Here is a 20056-nt window from a genome sequence, read left to right as displayed (position 1 = left end):
AAATTTCTAAAATAACGATCTAATTAGCAATAATTTCCCTGAGAAAATGTGGGTATTCAAATTTATCGGCCAAAAAAAATACCCTGCAAGGCAGGGGATCATCTTAGTTAATTAGGATTCAGCTGCTGTGACCATTCTTCGACATTCCAAACTTTTGTTACCCAATCTTCATAAAAGTCCGGTTCGTGGCAAACGAGTACAATGGTACCTTTATAGGCTTTCAGTGCACGCTTTAATTCTTCTTTCGCCACAACATCAAGGTGGTTAGTCGGTTCATCGAATAACAGCCAATTGCTTTCATTCATTAGTAGCTTGCAGAGACGGACTTTGGCCTGCTCTCCACCGCTTAGCTGGTTCATCGGACGAGAAATATGTTCGTTTTTCAAACCGCATTTTGCCAGAGCTGCACGAACCTGATGCTGGTCCAATCCAGGGAATTCACTCCATACGTCATCGATCGGCGTAATGTTTTCGGCTTTTACTTCCTGTTCGAAGTAGGAAGGGTATAGGAAATCACCTTGTTCAACTTTGCCGCTGATTGGCTTGATTTTGCCCAGCATCGTTTTTAACAGAGTTGATTTTCCGACACCATTGCAGCCGACAATGGCGATCTTTTCCCCGCGCTCAATGGTCATTGACATCTTTGGCAATAGAGCATTTGTATACCCAATTTCGAAATCTTCGCCCTGGAACACATACCGGCTGCTGCCGCGAGATTCTTTGAAGTCGAATGTCGGTTTCATTGCTGTTTCAGGACGGTCAATTCTTTCCATGCGGTCAAGCTGCTTTTGGCGGCTTTTCGCACGGCCAGTCGTTGAGTAACGAGCTTTGTTTTTGGCAATGAAATCTTCCTGCTTTTTAATGAATTCTTTCTGTTTTTCATAAGCATTGATATGCTGGTTCTTATTAATTTCTGCCAGCTCAAGGAATTTATCATAGCTAGCCGTATAGCGGGTTAGCTTTGAAAATTCCAAGTGGAAAATCGTGTTTGAGACCTGGTTCATGAATTCAGTATCATGGGAAATCAGCATAAAGGCGTAAGGATACTCTTTTAGATAGTTTGTCAGCCAGCGGATATGCTCGACATCCAAATAGTTGGTCGGCTCATCGAGCAGCAATACCTGCGGCTGCTCCAAAAGAAGTTTGGCCAAAAGAACCTTTGTACGCTGTCCGCCGCTTAGGGCTGCAACGTCACGGTCAAGCCCTATTGCATCCAGGCCAAGCCCGCGAGCCGCTTCTTCAATTTTTATATCAAGGGAATAGAATCCGCCAGCATCAAGGCGGTCCTGTATCTCACCCATTTTTTCAAGAAGCTCTTCCAGTTCTTCCGGTGTGGCATCTGCCATTTTCGCTGTTACTTCGTTTAATTCCTTTTCCTGTTCAAAAAGAGGAAGGAACGCATCCTTAAGGACATCACGCATCGTTTTGCCAGGTGTAAGCACAGTATGCTGATCAAGATAACCATATTGCACGGTCGGCGTCCAATCGACGCGGCCGGAATCATGGATAAGCTGGCCCGTGATAATATTCATAAGAGTTGATTTTCCAACCCCATTGGCTCCTACAAGCCCTACATGATCTTCTGCCAGCAGACGGAACGAAACATCTTTGAAAAGTGTCCGGTCACCGAATGTATGGCTCAATTTATCTACAGTTAATAAACTCATTGTTTTTAATCCTCACTTTGTCCATAAATAATCCATCTCTACATGATACTAGATTTTTACCAGTTAGACTAGACGGAAACCGCTGGAGGGAGGGGGAATTTTTACGAGATCATGTATCCATATCAGAAAGCGCAGTCCTGCCCGGAAAAAATCTTGTGTTTTCATTCAGTTCATTTTTTTTAGCAGTTACACTTTCGGGAACTATTTTAAAAACTGCTGTCTTACTTCCCAGTGAAGAACGGTATTTTTCAACATGCGTGCTTGCAAGCTTATTCGCATAATATCCGGGCACATATTTATCCAGCATGCTCTGCATAGCTGTTGTTGCTTCATCCAGATCTTCCACTCTTTCTGTTCTTCCAAAAACCATGACGCTCATATAGGCTGTGTCTGTTTTGGCCGGGACCGGATTTGACATGGTTCCAAGCTCCTCGCATATGGTGAAGCAGACCTGCTGGTTTTTCGCCATAATATCAATCTTTCTTCCTTCAGAAGCACCGTGAAAATAAATAAAACCGTTATGCCAGGTGAAGTTTAAAGGGATGACATACGGAAAACCATCATCCGATAAACCTAAGTGACCAACCTTAACCTTTGATAAAAACGCTTCTGTCCTTACTTTATCCTTCCACTCCATCGTTTGTTGTCTCATTGAATACATCCGATTTCCTCCTTAGATATGGTAAAATCATTTTAAAAAAGCTTTGACCTGATTAACAGTGACAGTTTTGATTTTTTTATAAGGGTCAGATGGAGGAATAATGGAGATAACCCCATATTTTGATAAAAATAAAAAAGATCCGGTATATTCACAGCTATATTCCTATATTAAAAGAGAAATTGAGAGCGGCCGTTTATCATCGGGCTCTAGACTTCCATCGATCCGCCAGCTTTCAAAATATTTAAAAGTCAGCAAGAATACGATAGAAGCAGCTTATCAGCAGCTCATTGCAGAGGGATATGCAGAAAGCCGACCTAAAAGTGGAATTTTCGTTTTGCCAATAGATGAAGTTCTAAAACCTAAGCAGCCGCTGACTTTAGAATCAATGAACTCCAAAGAACAGCCTAAGGAAACTTTTAAATATGATTTTCAATATGGGGATATCGATATTCCTAGTTTTCCAATGAAAAATTGGAGGAAGTATTTAAATGAAACCCTTGATGCATTGGATTACGATGGCTTTAATTATGGGGATAAGCAAGGGGACGCAGAGTTACGAAAACAGATAGCTTTATATTTATATAGAAGCAGGGGTGTAGAATGCAGGCAAGAGCAAATAGTGATTACATCGGGTACACAGCAATCAATTAATTTGCTGATTCATCTCTTGTGTCTCAGAAAAGAAATGATAGGTTTCGAGGATCCCGGTTATGATGGAGTCCGATCGGTCTTTTCCTATGAAAATTGCAAAATCATTCCCATCCCTTTGCAGGAGGATGGCATTGATATAGAGACTTTGCCAATTGGCACAAAGGCTGTTTATGTTACGCCATCCCATCAATTTCCGATGGGCATGATTCTTTCGATTCAAAAGAGAAAAAAGCTGCTGAATTGGGCGTATCAATCTGGCGGGTATGTTATCGAGGATGATTATGATGGAGAATTCCGCTATCAGGGTATGCCTATCCCTCCATTAAAAGCTTTGGATGAAGGAGAAAAGGTAATATATCTGGGGACTTTTTCGAAATGCTTTCTTCCATCTGCCAGGCTGAGTTTTATTGTACTGCCGCCTGAGTTGGCTGTTAAATACAAGAAAGGAAACCAGCTGTACCATCAAAACGTTCCTTCTGTTATTCAGAAGGCGGCCAGCCGGTTTATGGCTTCAGGAGAATTTGAACGCCATATCCGAAAAATGCGGAAAATTTATCATGGCAAACATAGGGCCCTTCTTTCTAGCATTGAAATTTACATGGGAAATAAAGTAGAAATAATCGGAGAAAAGGCAGGACTGCATATTTTGCTTAAGGTGAAAAAACGCAATGACGTTGAACTTATTGAGGCAGCAGGGTTAAAAGGAGTAAAGGTTTATTCTGCATCAGCATATCTATTGAACAACGATGTGATTACTGAGGATGCAACGATTATGCTGGGGTTTGGCGGATTATCAGTAGAGGACATTGAAAGTGGAGTAAGACTTTTACATGAAGCGTGGTTTATTTGAGAAAAAAGGCATCCATTGAGACACTATGGATGCCTTTTTAAATGATAATTTTAGAATGAAAATGAGAATGGAAGGGGATTTCCCCCAATATTTTAGTCTATTATTTTACGCCTTGAGGTACAGCCAGGCCGAGTCCTTTGGCAATGCGTGTACCGTATTCAGGGTCTGCTTTATAGAAGTGCTGAATCTGGCGCAGCTTAATTTCTTCTTTTTCCACTGGCTTCATTGCTGCCACAATATTTGCTACAAGGCGGGAGCGTTCTTCTTCGCTCATTAAGCGGTATAAGTCACCCGCTTGGGTATAGTGGTCATTATGGTCATATGCCACGCTTTCTGCCAACCCGGAAACAGGGTAGGCAGCCTGCTTATGCTCTGATACTTCTGTTGGACCTCCAAAGCTGTTTGGCTCGTAGTATACAGACCCTCCGCCGTTGTTATCAAAACGCATTTGGCCATCACGCTGATAGTTTTTAACCTCGTTGCGAGGGCGGTTAATTGGAAGCATTTGATGGTTCGCGCCTACACGGTAACGATGTGCATCATGGTATGCAAATAGGCGTCCCTGAAGCATTTTGTCAGGCGATACATCAATACCCGGTACTAAAGTTCCGGGAGAGAAGGTAGCCTGCTCCACTTCTGCAAAGTAGTTTTCAGGGTTTTTATTCAGAACCATGCGGCCTACCTCGATCAATGGGTAGTCCTTTTGTGACCATACTTTTGTTACATCGAATGGATCGAAACGGTAAGTGTTCGCATCTTCTAGTGGCATAATCTGCACACATAGTTTCCATGATGGAAAGTCTCCATTTTCAATCGCATTAAATAAATCCTCGGTATGATAATCAGGGTTTTCTCCAGCCATTTTAGCTGCTGCTTCAACACTAAGATTTTTAACGCCTTGCTCTGTTTTAAAGTGGTATTTTACCCAAACGCCTTCTCCTTCAGCATTAACCCACTTAAATGTATGGCTTCCGAAACCATGCATATGTCTAAGTGTTGCAGGAATGCCGCGGTCTGACATTAAGATGGTTACCTGGTGCAGTGATTCAGGTGAAAGGGACCAGAAATCCCATACTGCTGTCGGGTTTTTCAGGTGTGTTTTAGGGTCGCGTTTTTGTGTATGGATAAAGTCAGGGAACTTGATTGCATCACGAATAAAGAATACAGGTGTGTTGTTTCCAACCAGGTCATAATTTCCTTCTTCTGTATAAAACTTGACCGCAAAACCACGCGGGTCACGGACTGTATCAGCTGATCCAAGCTCTCCTGCCACAGTAGAAAAGCGGATAAACATTGGAGTGCGTTTTCCTATTTCAGATAAAAAGGATGCTTTTGTATATTTTGTGAGGTCATTAGTTACTTCAAAATAGCCGTGTGCGCCAGCACCTTTGGCATGGACAACACGCTCAGGCACACGTTCTCTGTTAAAGTGGGCCAGTTTTTCAAGCAAATGTACATCCTGGATTAAGGTTGGCCCGCGTGTGCCGGCAGTCATTGAATTTTGGTTATCGCCTACAGGTGCGCCCCAGCTAGTAGTAAGGTCGTTGTTTTTCGTCATTCTTTAATCACCTCATAAATAGTTTAATAGGTTACTTACAAAAGTAATGATAACATTTATCAATATAAAATCAATACTTTTTTATAATAATTATAAATAAAAATACATTATTAAGAGGAATCTTTTATATATACAGGGGAAAAGTATTAAATGATGCTTGTTTTAAGGGACATTAGTATATTTATATTTAGGTTATTCTTTAAAAGAACTGCTTTTAGAAATTTGGCTTTGATAAAGCTCAATGTTGATTTTGGCACTTTGTTGATTGGAGCGGAAATCAACAGGCAAATTTAATAGAGCCAAAAATTTAGAACAATACCATTTAATTTGTGAGGTGGAAAGGTAAATGAGTTTTCATGAAAGTCCGGTTACGTTCGTCAGCAAAATTGAGATATTGGTTATGGATATAGAACGATGCAGATCTTTTTATAGAGATATATTAGGACTAAAGCTTTTAATGGGAACTGAAAGCAAAGCTGTATTTAGTGCTGATGGAGAAGCGCCTCTTTTAACAATTGAGAAAGCCGGCGAGGTTGTTGAAAAAAAAGCCGGAAGTGCAGGTCTTTATCATATGGCACTGCTCTTGCCTGAGCGGGCTGACTTGGCAAGGTTTCTTCGTCATATGCTAAAAAGGAATTATCCGCTTCAGGGAGCATCAGACCATTATGTCAGTGAAGCCATTTATTTAGCTGATCCAGAGGGAAATGGCATTGAAGTGTATATTGACCGCCCTGCAGATATTTGGCAAAGGGACGAAGGTGAAGTACATATGACAACGGAACCTTTGGATGCCAACGATTTATTAAGTGATGGAAATGACAAAGATTGGGAAGGGATGCCTGCCGGAACTGTTATGGGTCATATCCACCTGCAGGTCTTAGAATTAAAAGAAACAGAGAGATTTTACTGTAAAGGCCTGGGGTTTAATCTTGTGAACCGATATGGCAGCCAGGCCATCTTTGTCTCCAGCGGTGGCTACCACCATCATATTGGCCTTAATACATGGCAAAGCAGAGGGGGAGAACCAGCCGAAAAAAAGAGCCCGGGCCTAAAATATTTTACCCTCGTTTTGCCAAATGAGGCTAAAAGAGACAATACACTGCAAAGATTAAAAGAAATGGGTACTTCTATAGAAGAAACGACCGGAGGGATATTTGTCCAAGACCCGTCAGGCAATAGAATTAAACTCGCAACTGCTTAAGAGTCAATCGACAAAATTCGGGTGGTACCTGGTACCACTCGAATTTTTTAGCTGATATTTTCCCGCAATATTGGCATGCTCATGCATCTTGGGCCGCCGCGGCCTCTTGATAGCTCCGAGCTTAGGATTTCGATGACTTCCACGCCGTTTTGGCGGAGGATGTCGTTGGAGACGTAGTTGCGATCATAGGTGACAACAACGCCTGGTGCAATCGCGAGCGTGTTGGAGCCATCATTCCATTGTTCCCTTGCCGATGCGATTGGACAGCCTCCTCCACATGGTATTAATACTAGCTCAGCAAGATTCAATACTTCTTTTAGCGTTTCTGTAAGAGAGTTTTTTTCTGTGATTTTCAGATGATCAGAATTATTTTCCTGTTCCAGTATGTAAATCTTCATACTGCCGTCACTGTCCTCAATAGCGGGATGGTAGGTAAATTTATCGTAATCAATCATAGTAAACACAGTATCGAGGTGCATAAATGCCCTGATTTTCGGTATTTCAACTGCGACAATTTTTTTTATGGATTCCTGTCGGCGGAATAATTCGTGCGCAAGCTTTTCAATGCCCTGTGCGGATGTTCTCGCACTTACTCCGATTGCAACAACCTCATCACTAAGGACAAGTTCATCCCCGCCTTCCAGCGAATAAATATCATCCCGCTTAAAATATGTTGGTATTTCATGTCTTTTAAAACGGGGATGATGATTCATGATGTAGTCCATAAAGATGGATTCTCTTCTCCTTGCCGGTTCATGCATACGATTAATGGTGATGCCCTCTCCAATAACCGCCGCGGGATCCCTTGTAAAATATAGATTTGGCATCGGATCCAAATAAAATGGATAGTGATCCGGCATCAGCTCATGAAGGTGGACTTTCTTATCCTGTTCAATATCAGATTTCACAACACCAGCCATTACTTTGCTGACTAATTCATCGGCAGGAAGAGATAGCAAGTATTCCTTTACAGTTTCATATGATCCATTAATATTTGACTGGCTTTCCAATAAAACTTTTTCAATAAAAGAAAGACGGACTTCTTCCTTTTGAATAGCTTCTGTCATAAGCTTATCGAGATACAAAACCTCAATCCCCCGATTGCTTAAAATGTTTGCAAAGTAATCATGTTCTTTTTGGATTGCAGGCAAAAATGGAATATCATCAAATAATAGCCTTTTTAAATATTGGGGAGTAAGATTTTCAATTTCTTTCCCCGGCCTATGCAGAAGAACCGTTTTAAGCTCTCCGATTTCCGATGTGACATTTAACGGGTGTTTCATTCTATAACCTCCATAGGCTTTAAGCCTGATCGAATTATACTATGTAGAATTGGTTCCCTTGGATTTGATAGAGTAAACAGCTCATCTTTGTGTATATTTATTCACCATGAAGAAAACAAGGTTTAGAGTTCAAAAAATTATATGAAATCAATACTCTTAACCAATTATGAAACACTTTTGGATTAAAGGGACAAACTAATAAAACGGGAAACCTATTTAAAGAGGAATTTTTAAAATGTGTCCTCCATAAGTGTACAAATTCAAAAAATGTGATAAAGTAATGAATGAGAAACCTTTACATAGCCTTATCTAATCAGTAAATTCAATGTCCGCTCTGGAAATACAATTGTTTATGAGTTAGCGACATTTTTAAAAAAATGTATAGGAGGATTTTAGATGACAAGCAAAACTTTAGATTCTTTTTTAAAAGAAAACCTTGAGGATTTGAAAGGAAGAGGACTTTATAATGTGATTGACCCTCTTGAAAGTCCAAATGGGCCTATTATTAAAATCAACGACAGAGAGCTAATCAACCTTTCCTCTAATAACTATTTGGGATTGGCCACAGATGAAAGGCTCAAGAAGATTGCGATCGAAGCAGTAGAAAAGTATGGAGTTGGAGCAGGCGCGGTCCGGACAATCAATGGAACACTTGAGCTGCATACAAAGCTTGAAGAAAAGCTTGCCCAGTTTAAACATACAGAGGCAGCTATCGCTTACCAGTCAGGATTCAATTGCAACATGGCTGCGATTTCCGCGGTTATGGACAAAAACGATGCCATTCTTTCTGACGAATTAAACCATGCTTCCATTATTGACGGCTGCCGCCTTTCCAAAGCAAAAATTATCCGGGTCAATCATTCAGATATGGACGACCTAAGAGCAAAAGCGAAAGAAGCCAAGGAATCCGGCCAATACAACAAAGTCATGGTTATCACTGATGGAGTCTTCTCAATGGATGGAGATATTGCAAAGCTTCCAGAGATTGTGGAAATTGCTGAAGAATTTGATCTTATCACTTATGTAGACGATGCACATGGTTCTGGTGTGCTTGGAAAAGGCGCAGGAACGGTTAAGCATTTTGGACTTTCTGATAAAATTGATTTCCAAATCGGGACACTTTCAAAGGCAATCGGTGTTGTCGGCGGATATGTAGCCGGCAAGAAGGATTTAATTGATTGGCTGAAAGTAAGCAGCAGACCATTCTTGTTCTCAACATCGCTTACGCCTGCTGATGTTGCTGCCAGCATAAAAGCCATTGAACTGTTAATGGAAAGTACGGAGCTGAATGAAAAGCTTTGGGAAAACGCCAACTATTTAAAAGAAGGTTTGAAGAAATTAGGATTTGATATCGGTGACAGCGAAACCCCAATCACTCCTTGCATTATTGGGGATGAGGTTAAAACCCAGGAATTCAGCAAAAAGCTAAACGAAGAAGGTGTATATGCGAAATCAATCGTATTCCCTACAGTACCCCGGGGAACAGGACGCGTGAGAAATATGCCGTCTGCAGCACATACGAAAGAGATGCTGGATAACGCAATTGCTATTTATGAAAAGGTCGGCAAAGAAATGGGTATTATTTAAGCTGGGTTTATTAATAAATCGGCTGTGTTAAAACTCAATGTTGATTTCAGCACCCTGTTGATTAGAGCGGAAGGTGCGAGATCCTCGAAAACGCATCGCATTTTCTTTATGCGGTGTTTATTCGAGGATGCGTATCAGAGGGAGACCCCGCAGGCTTAGTGCTTGAGGAGCGTCGGGCCGCCCGCGGTTCGCTGAGTGTTCTGAAGCAGAAATCAACAGGCAAGTTTAACAGAACTAATAAAAAAATTTCTAAAATAAAGCTTTATAGGCAAAGAGGAAAAGTTGGAGGAAAACAATGAAACGAATTATGATTACAGGTGCTTTAGGGCAAATCGGCTCTGAACTCACCTTAAAATTAAGAGACATCTATGGAACAGATAATGTTATTGCCACTGATATCAGAAAAAGTGAGTCAGAAGCTGCCCAATCAGGCCCTTTTGAAATGGTTGACGTAACCGATGCAAAAACCATGCTTGAAACAGCAAAAAAACATGATATTGACACAGTCATTCATATGGCTGCTCTTTTATCTGCCACAGCTGAAGCCAATCCAGTATTTGCTTGGAATTTGAACATGGGCGGACTGATGAATGCCCTGGAAACAGCGAGAGAATGCAAAGCACAATTCTTTACGCCAAGTTCCATTGGCGCATTCGGACCTTCCACGCCTAAAGACAATACACCACAGGATACCATCCACAGGCCGACTACCATGTATGGCGTAAACAAAGTGGCCGGCGAATTGTTATCAGACTACTATTACCACAAATTCGGTGTTGATACGAGAGGATTGCGTTTCCCTGGCTTAATCTCTTACGTTACTCCTCCGGGGGGCGGAACAACGGATTACGCTGTTGAAATCTATTATGAAGCCATTAAAAATGGCCGTTACACCTCCTATATCGATAAAGGCACCTATATGGATATGATGTATATGCCGGACGCATTAAATGCGATCGTAGACTTAATGGAAGCGGACGCTGATAATTTGAGTCACCGAAATTCCTTTAACGTGACAGCAATGAGCTTTGAACCGGAGCAGATTGCCGCGGAAATCCGCAAGCATATCCCTAATTTTGAGATTTCTTACGATGTTGATCCTGTCCGCCAGGCGATTGCTGACAGCTGGCCAAATTCGATTGACTCATCGGCAGCAAAAGAAGAGTGGGGCTTCAAAGCAGAATATGATCTGGCAAAAATGACAGCAGATATGCTTGATAAGCTAAAGACAAAATGATAAAACACAAAAGGACAGCCTATAAAGCTGTCCTTTTATATTTTGATTTGAAATTGTTCCTGCAGATATTCGCGTATTTCATTCTCATTTAATTCTAATTTCTCTTTCTGTCCATTTACAGATTTAGTGACAATATGTCCCGCAAGAGTGACGCGGCCATTTTTGGTTGCAATAGTAGCAAGATCGCCATGAGTGAAATGTGATTCAGGTGAAGTTTGATTAAAGAGGCAAGCTTCAGCAAAGTCATGGAGCTGTTTAGGCTTATCGGAAAAACGGTAAAGGGTTTTCCAATTTTCATTCTCCATTCTTTCAAGGTTAAAAATGCCCTTCCCGATCTCTTTTATCCTGTAAGATCCGCTTACATCTGACTTTTCTTCACCGGATAAAGGCATCGGCTGGCGGACAGAATCTCCAAAACCAACATCTACCAAGTAAGGAAAATGACCTATCGAAACAAGAATGGCTGCATGGGAATCTTCTCTAACCCAGCCATCCGGCTTTTTTACGGTGCAGGATATTAAATGGGCTTGAAAGCCAAGCTCTGACAGCAGCAGTTGGAAGAGACCGTTTAATTCATAACAAAAGCCCCCACGGTTCCGCACCATAATTTTTTCATAAAAAGAATCAACGTCAAGCTCGATAGGAACCTTTCTAGTTACATCAAGGTTTTCAAAAGGGATACTCTCCATATGGCTTTGCTGCAGTTGAGTCAGATACTTTAAATCCGGGTTTTTTTCTGCTGGTACAGATAAACGGTTTAGGTATTCGTGTATTTTCATAAAATCACCTCATAATTACGCAGTACATTTTTATCTTGCTTTATTTTCAAAGTAATGGCAAGCCGTACCCCCTTTAAAAATTACGGTTTGCACTGAAAAGCTGTTTGTACTAAAATGTCAATATATTTACATTTTAAGCAACTATACATACGGGGGAATTAACATGAAGACATTTGAAGTAACTGTTGAATTTTGCATGATGTGAAACTACGCGCCAAAAGCCGCGAGTTTCGCGGAGGAACTATTTTCTCACTTCCGTACTGATATTGTGAAAATGGAGCTGATTCCTAGCTCAGGCGGAGTGTTTGAAGTGACAGTTAATGGTGAAAAGCTTTATTCCAAACTGGATACAGGCGTATTTCCAAAATCAAAATATATTATAGAAAAAATGCAAGGTTAATTCGTAAACCTTCTCCAATAGGAGAAGGTTTTTTTACCGGTCAAAAGAGACTATAATAATATTATGTAAACATTATTTTTAAAATAGGCATACTCAAACTCAGCTCGATCAAGGAATCGCTATATTTCTATTACAGCCAGGCCCAGCTTCGTTTTTGGCAATAAAAATCTCCAGGATTCCATTTGAATAGGCGGCTGTTACTCTTTTATTAATCACCTTAAAAGGCAATTCTACCTTCCGCATACAGGGTTGACCACTTTTTCCCAAGGGAAGTTCCCTTTTAACAGCTTTAATGAAGACCTTATTTTCTTTTAAGGAAACGGTTACATCTTTCTGAACACAGTCTGTCAATAACGCTTCTATGATGATTTCGTTCTCTGTCTCAAATAAATCAATGCGAAAAGTCAACTGATCCATATAGGATGTAATAGGATCAAGGAAAAAATTCTCCATCCATTTCTCCATTTCGCTTAAATTAAAGGAGTGCAAATCTTCCTTTTTATTCATTCCATTACCCCCTTGCTTCTTTCTATAGTATTCATTCCATGCTAATTAGTGAAAAATGGTATAATAAACAGGCTAGTGCTGGAGGGATACTTTTGAGAAATATACTTAGAAACATACCATCTGTACATGAATTGCAAAAGGAAGACAGGTTCAATGAGCTAATGGCCCAGAATGGGCTGGATTTTATACATATGACAAACATCCTGAAAGAAGTTATTTCGGATATTAGACAGGATATATTGGGTGCCCGGTGGGAGAATGATGATCCTGGTACGAAGGGATTCACGGATACACTTTTTAAAAGGGTACAGGAAGCGATCCTATATCGTTATGGCTACACGCTAAAAAGGGTAATTAATGCGACAGGAACGATCCTGCACACTAATCTTGGACGCGCGCGTCTAAGCAGTAAGGCTGCCGCACACATGCTTGAAACAGCCATGAATTATTCCAATTTGGAATACAAACTGGCGGAAGGTGAACGCGGTTCGAGGCATAGCCATGTTGAAGGCCTTGTAAAGGAGTTAACAGGTGCGGAAGCCGCCATGGTTGTTAATAATAACGCTGCGGCAGTTTATTTTATCTTAAAAGCCCTTGCAGTTGATAAAGAAGTTATTGTATCCAGAGGCCAGCTTGTAGAAATTGGCGGATCCTTCAGGATATCAAGTATTATGGAAGAAAGCGGTGCAAAGCTTGCCGAAGTCGGAACCACGAACAAGACTCATTTGTCAGATTACGAAAAAGCCATTAACGAAGAAACTGCGATGATTCTAAAAGTTCATACGAGCAATTTTAAAATTATCGGATTTACAAAAGAAGTTGATACAGAAGAGCTTGCTGACTTATCGAAAGAAAGGAATATTATTTTTTACGAGGATCTTGGCAGCGGAGCCCTTTTTGATTTTAAAAGTAGGGGAATCGGAGACGAACCGGCTGTCAGCGAGGTCATCAAATTGGGGGCTGACATTGTATCGTTTAGCGGCGACAAACTGCTGGGCGGCCCGCAGGCTGGCATTATAGCCGGCAAAAAGGATTTAATCAATAAATTAAAGAAGCATCAGCTTGCCCGAGTACTGCGTGTGGACAAAATGACGCTTGCAGCCCTTGAAGGGACACTCCTTGATTATTTAAAAGGCGAGGCTGGCCTGAAAAATATTCCTGTTGTTCGGGATGTGTTGACAACCAGGGAAGAACTTCAAAAGCGAACAGAACATTTCCTTCATAAACTAGAAAAGCTCTCGGAAAATTATCATTTTTCAATGAAGGAAAGTGCAGGACAAGTTGGCGGGGGGACAATGCCTGATGTGGAGCTGCCTTCCTGGATTGCTGTCTTAAAGCATAAACAATACTCAGCTGAGCATGTAGGACGGCAGTTAAGAACGGGCTTCTCTCCTTCGATTATTGTCAGGATTCATAAAGAAGAAATACTAATTGATCTGCGCACGGTTACTGCAGAAGAAGAGGAGAACATTTTAAACGCATTATCTTCTATATAAAGAAACGACAGCTGCCGCTAAAAACGGCAGCTGTTTTATAATTAGGCTCTGTATAAGAAATGACCTTAAACACAGCCCATATTAAAAAATTTACATATCATGATGGGAATTATGCTTTTGTCTTGTATGGTTGCGGTTTTTCACTTTTTTGGATCCGCTTAAAGGCTCAGGCTGGCCATCGTTATGGCCTTTAGGCGCATTCTTTCTCATGTCTTTGCCATTGTTTTTGTTCATCTCAATCCCTCCTCATGATTAAAGAAATAAGGTGAATTTCACCTGTATTTCTTGTGTTAGTTTGGCTTTTTTTTCGATAAAATTGCCTTGCAAAATGTGGCTATAATTGAACATTTGCTCCTAAACCATTTTGCGGAATATTTTTAACGGCTAATGCGCAATTTAATGGTACAAATTTTTATTAGGAGTGAACAAGGTATGCCATACCATAAAGATAAACAGCAAGCATTCCAGGCAGCACAGCAGGGAATGGAGGACGCACAGGAGCTATATGCTGAAATTGTTAGAGATTCAGCAAGCTACGGCCACCAGCTTAAACATCTTAAGCAGGAAGTAAATGAAGCATATGCGCAAATTGAAAATGCACTGGAAGTTGCCTCTGAACACCAGCGTGCACAGCTGGAACGATTCCAACAGGACTTAAAGTCCATGGTGGATGATGTAAACCAGTATTAAAAGCAGGAAATAAAATGGAGAACCCGGCTAACTCTTAGCCGGGTTATATTATTTATCATTAAATTACTGGTTTTTCTTCCGCTTTTTATTATTTTGTTTTTGCGCTTCGGTTAATGGTTCATTGGAGAATTCTTCATTGTATCCAGTACCCATGCCCTGCCCCTTTGCTGCATTCATGCCCTCAATGATATGATTTACTTTTCGTTTAGCCATAGAAAATCACCTCCGTAGAAGGTATTTTTCCTTGGATTATGACAAATTATGATGAAATTCCAAAGTAGAGCTAATGTTTTATTTATTTTTTCAGCATAATAACCTAGAATGGAAAATTTAAGTCCCTAATTGAAAAACGCTTTCATTTATCGCATTTTAACCATTAAAATGGTTAAAATGAAAATTACTATAAGAAAAACTTATCAGAAACAATAACTTTCTTGTTATTTACTTATATAAAAGGTTGTATTAATATAGAAATTGTGAGAAAAGTGAGGATGGATGAAAATTCAAACTTTTCGACAATTACCTATCACTTGGTATATGATGTTTAATGAAAGAGGGGGTAATACATATGGCAAAGAATGATGTGTTCAATTCCCGCAAATCCTTTGAACTGGACGGGAAGCGCTATCATTACTATCACTTAGGTGCTCTGGAAGAAGCTGGAGTAGGTAATGTTTCCAAATTGCCGTACTCCATTAAGGTATTATTGGAATCAGTACTTCGTCAATATGACGGCCGTGTAATTACTAAAGAACATGTTGAAAATCTGGCAAAATGGGGAACTTCCGAAGTTAAAGAGGTTGACGTTCCTTTCAAGCCGTCACGCGTTATTCTGCAAGACTTCACTGGCGTTCCTGCAGTAGTTGACTTGGCTTCACTGCGCAAAGCAATGGCAGACATGGGTGGAGACCCAGATAAAATCAATCCTGAGAAGCCGGTTGATCTTGTTATCGACCACTCTGTACAGGTTGACAAATATGGCACTCCTGATTCGCTTGAAGCGAATATGGAACTTGAATTCGAGCGTAATGCTGAGCGTTACCAGTTCTTAAGCTGGGCTCAAAAAGCATTTGACAACTACCGTGCGGTTCCGCCGGCAACTGGGATCGTTCATCAGGTAAACCTTGAATTCCTCGCAAATGTAGTTCATGCTCTTGAAACAACTGAAGGCGATTTCGAAACTTTCCCTGATACACTTGTAGGTACTGACTCCCATACAACGATGATCAACGGGATCGGTGTTCTAGGATGGGGTGTTGGCGGTATTGAAGCTGAAGCAGGAATGCTTGGACAGCCATCATACTTCCCTGTGCCTGAAGTTGTAGGGGTTAAGCTTACTGGCGAGCTTCCTAACGGAACAACTGCTACTGACCTTGCATTGAAGGTAACTCAAGTACTTCGCAGCCAGGGAGTAGTTGGCAAATTCGTAGAATTCTTCGGTCCTGGTGTTACACAGCTTCCTTTGGCTGACCGTGCTACAATTGCCAACATGGCTCCAGAATACGGTGCTACTTGCGGATTCTTCCCTGTTGATGCGGAAGCGCTTGATTACATGCGCCTGACCGGCCGTCCGGAAGAGCAAATCAAAATTGTTGAAAAATACTGCAAAGAAAATGGAATGTTTTTCGATCCATCTCTAGAGCCAGTATATACAAATGTAGTTGAAATCAATCTTTCCGAAATCGAAGCGAACCTTTCAGGCCCTAAGCGTCCGCAGGATTTAATTCCGCTATCTGCTATGAAAAAGGAATTTAATGATGCTATCACAGCTCCACAAGGCAACCAGGGCTTCGGCTTGGATAAGAAAGAAATCGACAAAGAAATTACTGTTGAATTTGCAAATGGCGATTCAACTAAGATGAAAACGGGTGCTGTTGCGATTGCGGCGATCACTAGCTGTACAAATACTTCAAACCCATACGTTTTAGTTGGGGCAGGATTAGTTGCGAAAAAGGCAGTTGAGCTTGGAATGGAAGTTCCTAAGTTCGTTAAAACTTCTTTGGCTCCAGGGTCAAAAGTTGTTACTGGCTACCTGCGTGATTCAGGCCTTCTTCCATACATGGAGCAGCTTGGATTCAACCTTGTAGGTTATGGTTGTACAACATGTATCGGTAACTCTGGTCCATTAAGAGAAGAAATCGAAAAGGCTGTAGCTGAAAGCGACCTTCTCGTAACTTCAGTTCTTTCCGGCAACCGTAACTTTGAAGGCCGTATCCATCCGCTTGTAAAAGCAAACTACCTGGCTTCTCCGCCATTAGTGGTTGCCTATGCATTGGCAGGAACAGTCGATATCGATCTTCAAAAAGAACCAATCGGCAAGGATAAGAATGGCAATGATGTCTTCTTTAACGATATCTGGCCATCAACTGCTGAAGTTAATGAAGTTGTTAAACAGTCTGTTACACCTGAATTGTTCCGTAAAGAATATGAGCATGTGTTTGATGACAACGCTCGCTGGAATCAAATTCAAACAAGCAATGAGCCTTTATATTCATTTGATGATAATTCAACATATATCCAGAACCCTCCGTTCTTTGAAGGCTTAACTCCTAATGCTGATGTAGTTAAACCTTTATCAGGATTGCGTGTTGTCGGCAAGTTCGGTGATTCTGTAACAACTGACCATATTTCTCCGGCAGGTGCGATCGGAAAAGATACACCAGCAGGAAAATATCTTCGCGAGAACGGTGTTGAACCACGCGACTTCAACTCTTATGGATCCCGCCGTGGAAACCATGAAGTTATGATGCGCGGTACATTTGCAAACATCCGTATCCGGAACCAAATTGCTCCTGGCACAGAAGGCGGATTTACTACTTACTGGCCTACTGGCGAAGTAACTTCTATCTATGATGCTTGCATGAAGTACAAAGAAGATGGAACAGGTCTTGTGGTTCTTGCCGGCAAAGACTATGGAATGGGATCTTCCCGTGACTGGGCTGCTAAAGGTACGAACTTACTAGGAATTAAGACAGTTATTGCTGAAAGCTATGAGCGTATTCATCGTTCAAACCTTGTTTTAATGGGCGTACTTCCGCTTCAGTTCAAGGAAGGCGAGAGTGCAGAGGTTCTTGGCTTAACTGGTAAAGAAACAATTGATGTACAAATCGATGAAAATGTAAGACCACGTGACTTTGTAAAAGTTACAGCTACAGATGAAGACGGCAACAAGACTACATTTGAAGCTCTTGTACGATTCGATTCTGAAGTTGAAATTGATTACTACCGTCACGGCGGAATCCTGCAAATGGTTCTTCGTGATAAATTAGCAAACTAAATGCTTCAAACCGCTATGTGATTCGTCACATGGCGGTTTTTTATTTTACAAAAGATACGGGATTAGGTATGTTAGCTGTAGATGAGTTTATTGGAGGGTTAACATTGGGCGCTTTTTTGCTTGGACCATTATTAATTAAGTATAAATGGGTTCTTATTTTGATGGCAGGTATTATATCTTATTTTGTAGTAAGACAGGCTTTGAAAAAAGACGAGGATTTTAAAAAGGACTTTTTAAATGACATCTTCAATGCTGTCTTAATCGGTATTTTTACATACAAGTTCAGTTCAGTTCTCTTCCAGACAAAAAATATTATAAATAACCCTATTGGAATTTTATATTTTTCCGGGGGAACGAAGGGATTGGTTTTAGGGCTTATTCTTGCCCTTGCCTTTATTGCATGGAGAATTAGAAAGAGCCATTATAGGGTACAAAGCTGGTTAAGCGGGATTATTTATGGAACTGTCACATTTCTGTTATCTTTTTGGCTGTTCAGAACCTTATTTATTTTACTTTTCTAGGTTACAATACAAACAAGAAAGCAAAAGGCTGTTTAACCTGTTAGCTGGAGGGAATGTCAGTATGTTCAAGAAGATGATTGCAGCAGCGGTATTGTTTGTATTGGTCACGACAGGCATTGTTCAGGCAGTTGAGAAAGATGAAACAAAGACAGAACCAGTAAATCAAACGGGGCTTGGAATAGGCTTAAAGGCGCCTGAGTTTGAATTAAAAAATCTTCAGGGAGAAACGGTGAAGCTCTCGGATTATGAAGGAAAGAAGGTCATGCTAAATTTTTGGGCAACCTGGTGCCCTCCTTGCAAAGCTGAGATGCCGGATATCCAAAAGTTCTATTCCGAAAAAGGGGATGAAATTGCCATTTTGGCTATTAACATTGATCCTCAATATGATGTGGCCGGCTTTGCCAAAGAAATGCGTGTTAATTTTCCAATTCTTCTGGATGAGGAAGAGAAAGCAGCAAAAGCATATCAAATCTTAACGATTCCCACGACATTTTTTATTGATGAAAAAGGGATTATTAGGAATAAATACTTAAGTGCCATGTCTATAGATATAATGAGACAATATACAGATGAAATGTAACATGAAAGCATCCGCTAACGGGAGGGATGCTTTTTTATATGAAAAAAAATAAGTTCCAAAGTAGTTAAGGTTGTCTGCAAGTTTGAATGACGATAAGACTGGGAAAAGTTTTAAAGGAAGTTTTTACAGTCTTGATTTTTCTGAATGTTTTGTTAATATTAATTCAAATGATGAAACATATGAACTTTTTTCACATATGATGAATTAGCGGATTAAATTTTCAAAAAGTTGTAATAATTTAAACGGTTTCTGGACATAATGACTGTTACAATGTTGTTAAAGGAAGGTGAATGATTTATGAGAAAACTTAGAAAGCGCTCCTTTGCTGAATTAGTATTAGAAAATAAGCGTCAATTACTTAGGGATCAAGATGCAATGGATAAAATTGAAGAACGCCTTGAAAAAAAGCGTCTCGATAAAGCTGAATAGCAGTACTTCCCATTCATGAAACCCTCTTCATCGGACCATACTTTAAATGAGGAGGGATTTTAATGAGCAATCCGAAAAGGCATCCGGAGCATTTTGTTCCCAATCATATCGGCACACAATCACGTGGTTTTGGCGGAAATAAAGGCAAGAAAATGCAGGATACATCCGGTAAGCATGCACAAGTGATACAAACAAAAGGTGAATAATAAACAGGTAATTTGCCTGCCGCTTCCCCCTGCGGCGGGTTTTCTGTTTTTTTTGGATAGATAATCAAGTTCTCTAAAGGCAAGATACCCACACTTTTCCGCAGATAAATTTTCTGCTGATTCACAAACTAATTTTGTACCATCACTCATGTAAGGGAGGAACTTACTATGGCACATAACAAACCCAATCCAGATGACCGAAGCGATAATGTAGAAAAGCTTCAATCCATGATTGTCCATACGATTGAAAATATGGACGAAGCGGAGGAATCGATGAAGTTTGCAAATGCCGAGGACCTTGCCAGAATCGAAGCAAAAAATGAGCGCCGCCGCGAAAGCCTTGCTTCGCTCCGATCCGAGATAAAAGATGAATATCAGGCGCAGCAAAACGGGTACAACGAAGACAACTATTAATAAAAAATCTGCCGAAAAGACCTGATCAAATTTGATTGGGTCTTTTCATCTCAAAAAAAGTT

General features: G+C 40.6%; 21 protein-coding genes. 13 read left to right on the top strand and 8 right to left on the bottom strand.

The window, feature by feature from the left end; genetic code table 11:
• Positions 1–107: 107 nt before the first annotated feature.
• Both IQ19_RS12965 and IQ19_RS12960 read right to left on the bottom strand, forming a co-directional pair.
• Positions 108–1667 carry an ABC-F family ATP-binding cassette domain-containing protein gene (locus IQ19_RS12965; protein WP_144542808.1) on the bottom strand — a complete coding sequence of 520 codons (1560 nt, stop codon included), beginning with the start codon at positions 1665–1667 and terminating at the stop codon, positions 108–110.
• 109 nt (positions 1668–1776) lie between these two features.
• Positions 1777–2328, bottom strand: a complete 552-nt coding sequence (locus tag IQ19_RS12960) for a pyridoxamine 5'-phosphate oxidase family protein (RefSeq protein ID WP_199749463.1) — start codon at positions 2326–2328, stop codon at positions 1777–1779.
• Between the two features lie 100 nt (positions 2329–2428).
• Here IQ19_RS12960 and pdxR point away from each other — a divergent pair, with 100 nt between their 5' ends.
• Positions 2429–3829: a MocR-like pyridoxine biosynthesis transcription factor PdxR gene (pdxR, locus tag IQ19_RS12955; RefSeq protein ID WP_144542807.1), complete on the top strand. Its 1401-nt coding sequence runs from the start codon at positions 2429–2431 to the stop codon at positions 3827–3829.
• Between the two features lie 100 nt (positions 3830–3929).
• Here pdxR and katA read toward each other — a convergent pair whose 3' ends face one another.
• A complete protein-coding gene (gene katA, locus IQ19_RS12950) occupies positions 3930–5387 on the bottom strand; it encodes a catalase KatA (protein WP_144542806.1) in 1458 nt (485 codons plus the stop codon).
• Positions 5388–5733: 346 nt separating this feature from the next.
• Between katA and IQ19_RS12945 the strand changes: the two genes are divergently transcribed.
• Entirely contained in the window at positions 5734–6588 is an 855-nt protein-coding gene (locus IQ19_RS12945; protein ID WP_144542805.1) for a VOC family protein, read from the top strand.
• A gap of 47 nt (positions 6589–6635) precedes the next feature.
• Here IQ19_RS12945 and arcA read toward each other — a convergent pair whose 3' ends face one another.
• Positions 6636–7871: an arginine deiminase gene (arcA, locus tag IQ19_RS12940; protein ID WP_144542804.1), complete on the bottom strand. Its 1236-nt coding sequence runs from the start codon at positions 7869–7871 to the stop codon at positions 6636–6638.
• A 396-nt stretch (positions 7872–8267) separates the two neighbouring features.
• On the opposite strand from arcA, the gene IQ19_RS12935 reads away from it, so the two are divergent.
• Positions 8268–9458 (top strand): glycine C-acetyltransferase, encoded by a 1191-nt coding sequence (locus tag IQ19_RS12935; protein ID WP_144542803.1) that lies wholly within the window; start codon positions 8268–8270, stop codon positions 9456–9458.
• Positions 9459–9753: 295 nt separating this feature from the next.
• Positions 9754–10695 (top strand): L-threonine 3-dehydrogenase, encoded by a 942-nt coding sequence (locus tag IQ19_RS12930; RefSeq protein ID WP_144542802.1) that lies wholly within the window; start codon positions 9754–9756, stop codon positions 10693–10695.
• A 35-nt stretch (positions 10696–10730) separates the two neighbouring features.
• Here the strand turns inward: IQ19_RS12930 and IQ19_RS12925 are convergent, their stop codons facing one another.
• The gene (locus tag IQ19_RS12925; RefSeq protein WP_144542801.1) at positions 10731–11474 is read right to left on the bottom strand and encodes an arylamine N-acetyltransferase family protein; all 744 of its coding nucleotides are present in this window, start codon (positions 11472–11474) and stop codon (positions 10731–10733) included.
• A 163-nt stretch (positions 11475–11637) separates the two neighbouring features.
• Here IQ19_RS12925 and IQ19_RS28990 point away from each other — a divergent pair, with 163 nt between their 5' ends.
• Entirely contained in the window at positions 11638–11874 is a 237-nt protein-coding gene (locus IQ19_RS28990) for an Rdx family protein (protein ID WP_338422654.1), read from the top strand.
• Between the two features lie 108 nt (positions 11875–11982).
• Here IQ19_RS28990 and IQ19_RS12915 read toward each other — a convergent pair whose 3' ends face one another.
• Complete coding sequence (locus IQ19_RS12915) at positions 11983–12381, bottom strand: Hsp20/alpha crystallin family protein (protein WP_144542800.1); 399 nt, start codon at positions 12379–12381, stop codon at positions 11983–11985.
• A 92-nt stretch (positions 12382–12473) separates the two neighbouring features.
• Here IQ19_RS12915 and selA point away from each other — a divergent pair, with 92 nt between their 5' ends.
• Complete coding sequence (selA, locus tag IQ19_RS12910; protein ID WP_144542799.1) at positions 12474–13877, top strand: L-seryl-tRNA(Sec) selenium transferase; 1404 nt, start codon at positions 12474–12476, stop codon at positions 13875–13877.
• A gap of 90 nt (positions 13878–13967) precedes the next feature.
• Here selA and IQ19_RS12905 read toward each other — a convergent pair whose 3' ends face one another.
• Positions 13968–14111 carry a small acid-soluble spore protein P gene (locus IQ19_RS12905; RefSeq protein ID WP_144542798.1) on the bottom strand — a complete coding sequence of 48 codons (144 nt, stop codon included), beginning with the start codon at positions 14109–14111 and terminating at the stop codon, positions 13968–13970.
• Positions 14112–14309: 198 nt separating this feature from the next.
• Here IQ19_RS12905 and IQ19_RS12900 point away from each other — a divergent pair, with 198 nt between their 5' ends.
• Complete coding sequence (locus tag IQ19_RS12900) at positions 14310–14567, top strand: hypothetical protein (protein ID WP_144542797.1); 258 nt, start codon at positions 14310–14312, stop codon at positions 14565–14567.
• Between the two features lie 63 nt (positions 14568–14630).
• Here the strand turns inward: IQ19_RS12900 and sspO are convergent, their stop codons facing one another.
• Complete coding sequence (gene sspO / locus IQ19_RS12895) at positions 14631–14780, bottom strand: small acid-soluble spore protein O (protein WP_144542796.1); 150 nt, start codon at positions 14778–14780, stop codon at positions 14631–14633.
• A gap of 355 nt (positions 14781–15135) precedes the next feature.
• Here sspO and acnA point away from each other — a divergent pair, with 355 nt between their 5' ends.
• The 6 genes from acnA to tlp all read left to right on the top strand — a co-directional run bounded on the left by acnA (position 15136) and on the right by tlp (position 19994).
• Positions 15136–17844, top strand: coding sequence for an aconitate hydratase AcnA (gene acnA / locus IQ19_RS12890; protein WP_144542795.1), 2709 nt, complete (start codon positions 15136–15138; stop codon positions 17842–17844).
• A gap of 29 nt (positions 17845–17873) precedes the next feature.
• Entirely contained in the window at positions 17874–18365 is a 492-nt protein-coding gene (locus IQ19_RS12885) for a prolipoprotein diacylglyceryl transferase (protein ID WP_242020987.1), read from the top strand.
• Positions 18366–18426: 61 nt separating this feature from the next.
• The gene (locus tag IQ19_RS12880) at positions 18427–18945 is read left to right on the top strand and encodes a peroxiredoxin family protein (RefSeq protein WP_144542794.1); all 519 of its coding nucleotides are present in this window, start codon (positions 18427–18429) and stop codon (positions 18943–18945) included.
• A 297-nt stretch (positions 18946–19242) separates the two neighbouring features.
• Positions 19243–19374, top strand: a complete 132-nt coding sequence (locus IQ19_RS12875; protein ID WP_144542793.1) for an FbpB family small basic protein — start codon at positions 19243–19245, stop codon at positions 19372–19374.
• A 62-nt stretch (positions 19375–19436) separates the two neighbouring features.
• A complete protein-coding gene (locus IQ19_RS12870; RefSeq protein ID WP_144542792.1) occupies positions 19437–19580 on the top strand; it encodes an acid-soluble spore protein N in 144 nt (47 codons plus the stop codon).
• A 168-nt stretch (positions 19581–19748) separates the two neighbouring features.
• The gene (gene tlp, locus IQ19_RS12865; protein WP_144542791.1) at positions 19749–19994 is read left to right on the top strand and encodes a small acid-soluble spore protein Tlp; all 246 of its coding nucleotides are present in this window, start codon (positions 19749–19751) and stop codon (positions 19992–19994) included.
• The last annotated feature ends 62 nt before the right edge of the window (positions 19995–20056 follow it).

This window comes from Cytobacillus oceanisediminis (assembly GCF_007830235.1).
GTDB lineage: Bacteria > Bacillota > Bacilli > Bacillales > Cytobacillaceae > Cytobacillus > Cytobacillus oceanisediminis.
Note: the sequence above shows the minus strand (reverse complement) of the source record. Positions and strands in the feature narration are given on the sequence as shown.

Excerpts from the sequence above, each read along its gene's own strand:
- IQ19_RS12965 (WP_144542808.1), bottom strand. The coding sequence starts at position 1,667 with ATGAGTTTATTAACTGTAGATAAATTGAGCCATACATTCGGTGACCGG.
- IQ19_RS12960 (WP_199749463.1), bottom strand. The coding sequence starts at position 2,328 with ATGTATTCAATGAGACAACAAACGATGGAGTGGAAGGATAAAGTAAGG.
- pdxR (WP_144542807.1), top strand. The coding sequence starts at position 2,429 with ATGGAGATAACCCCATATTTTGATAAAAATAAAAAAGATCCGGTATAT.
- katA (WP_144542806.1), bottom strand. The coding sequence starts at position 5,387 with ATGACGAAAAACAACGACCTTACTACTAGCTGGGGCGCACCTGTAGGC.
- IQ19_RS12945 (WP_144542805.1), top strand. The coding sequence starts at position 5,734 with ATGAGTTTTCATGAAAGTCCGGTTACGTTCGTCAGCAAAATTGAGATA.
- arcA (WP_144542804.1), bottom strand. The coding sequence starts at position 7,871 with ATGAAACACCCGTTAAATGTCACATCGGAAATCGGAGAGCTTAAAACG.
- IQ19_RS12935 (WP_144542803.1), top strand. The coding sequence starts at position 8,268 with ATGACAAGCAAAACTTTAGATTCTTTTTTAAAAGAAAACCTTGAGGAT.
- IQ19_RS12930 (WP_144542802.1), top strand. The coding sequence starts at position 9,754 with ATGAAACGAATTATGATTACAGGTGCTTTAGGGCAAATCGGCTCTGAA.
- IQ19_RS12925 (WP_144542801.1), bottom strand. The coding sequence starts at position 11,474 with ATGAAAATACACGAATACCTAAACCGTTTATCTGTACCAGCAGAAAAA.
- IQ19_RS12915 (WP_144542800.1), bottom strand. The coding sequence starts at position 12,381 with ATGAATAAAAAGGAAGATTTGCACTCCTTTAATTTAAGCGAAATGGAG.
- IQ19_RS12905 (WP_144542798.1), bottom strand. The coding sequence starts at position 14,111 with ATGAACAAAAACAATGGCAAAGACATGAGAAAGAATGCGCCTAAAGGC.
- IQ19_RS12900 (WP_144542797.1), top strand. The coding sequence starts at position 14,310 with ATGCCATACCATAAAGATAAACAGCAAGCATTCCAGGCAGCACAGCAG.
- sspO (WP_144542796.1), bottom strand. The coding sequence starts at position 14,780 with ATGGCTAAACGAAAAGTAAATCATATCATTGAGGGCATGAATGCAGCA.
- acnA (WP_144542795.1), top strand. The coding sequence starts at position 15,136 with ATGGCAAAGAATGATGTGTTCAATTCCCGCAAATCCTTTGAACTGGAC.
- IQ19_RS12885 (WP_242020987.1), top strand. The coding sequence starts at position 17,874 with ATGGCGGTTTTTTATTTTACAAAAGATACGGGATTAGGTATGTTAGCT.
- IQ19_RS12880 (WP_144542794.1), top strand. The coding sequence starts at position 18,427 with ATGTTCAAGAAGATGATTGCAGCAGCGGTATTGTTTGTATTGGTCACG.
- IQ19_RS12875 (WP_144542793.1), top strand. The coding sequence starts at position 19,243 with ATGAGAAAACTTAGAAAGCGCTCCTTTGCTGAATTAGTATTAGAAAAT.
- IQ19_RS12870 (WP_144542792.1), top strand. The coding sequence starts at position 19,437 with ATGAGCAATCCGAAAAGGCATCCGGAGCATTTTGTTCCCAATCATATC.
- tlp (WP_144542791.1), top strand. The coding sequence starts at position 19,749 with ATGGCACATAACAAACCCAATCCAGATGACCGAAGCGATAATGTAGAA.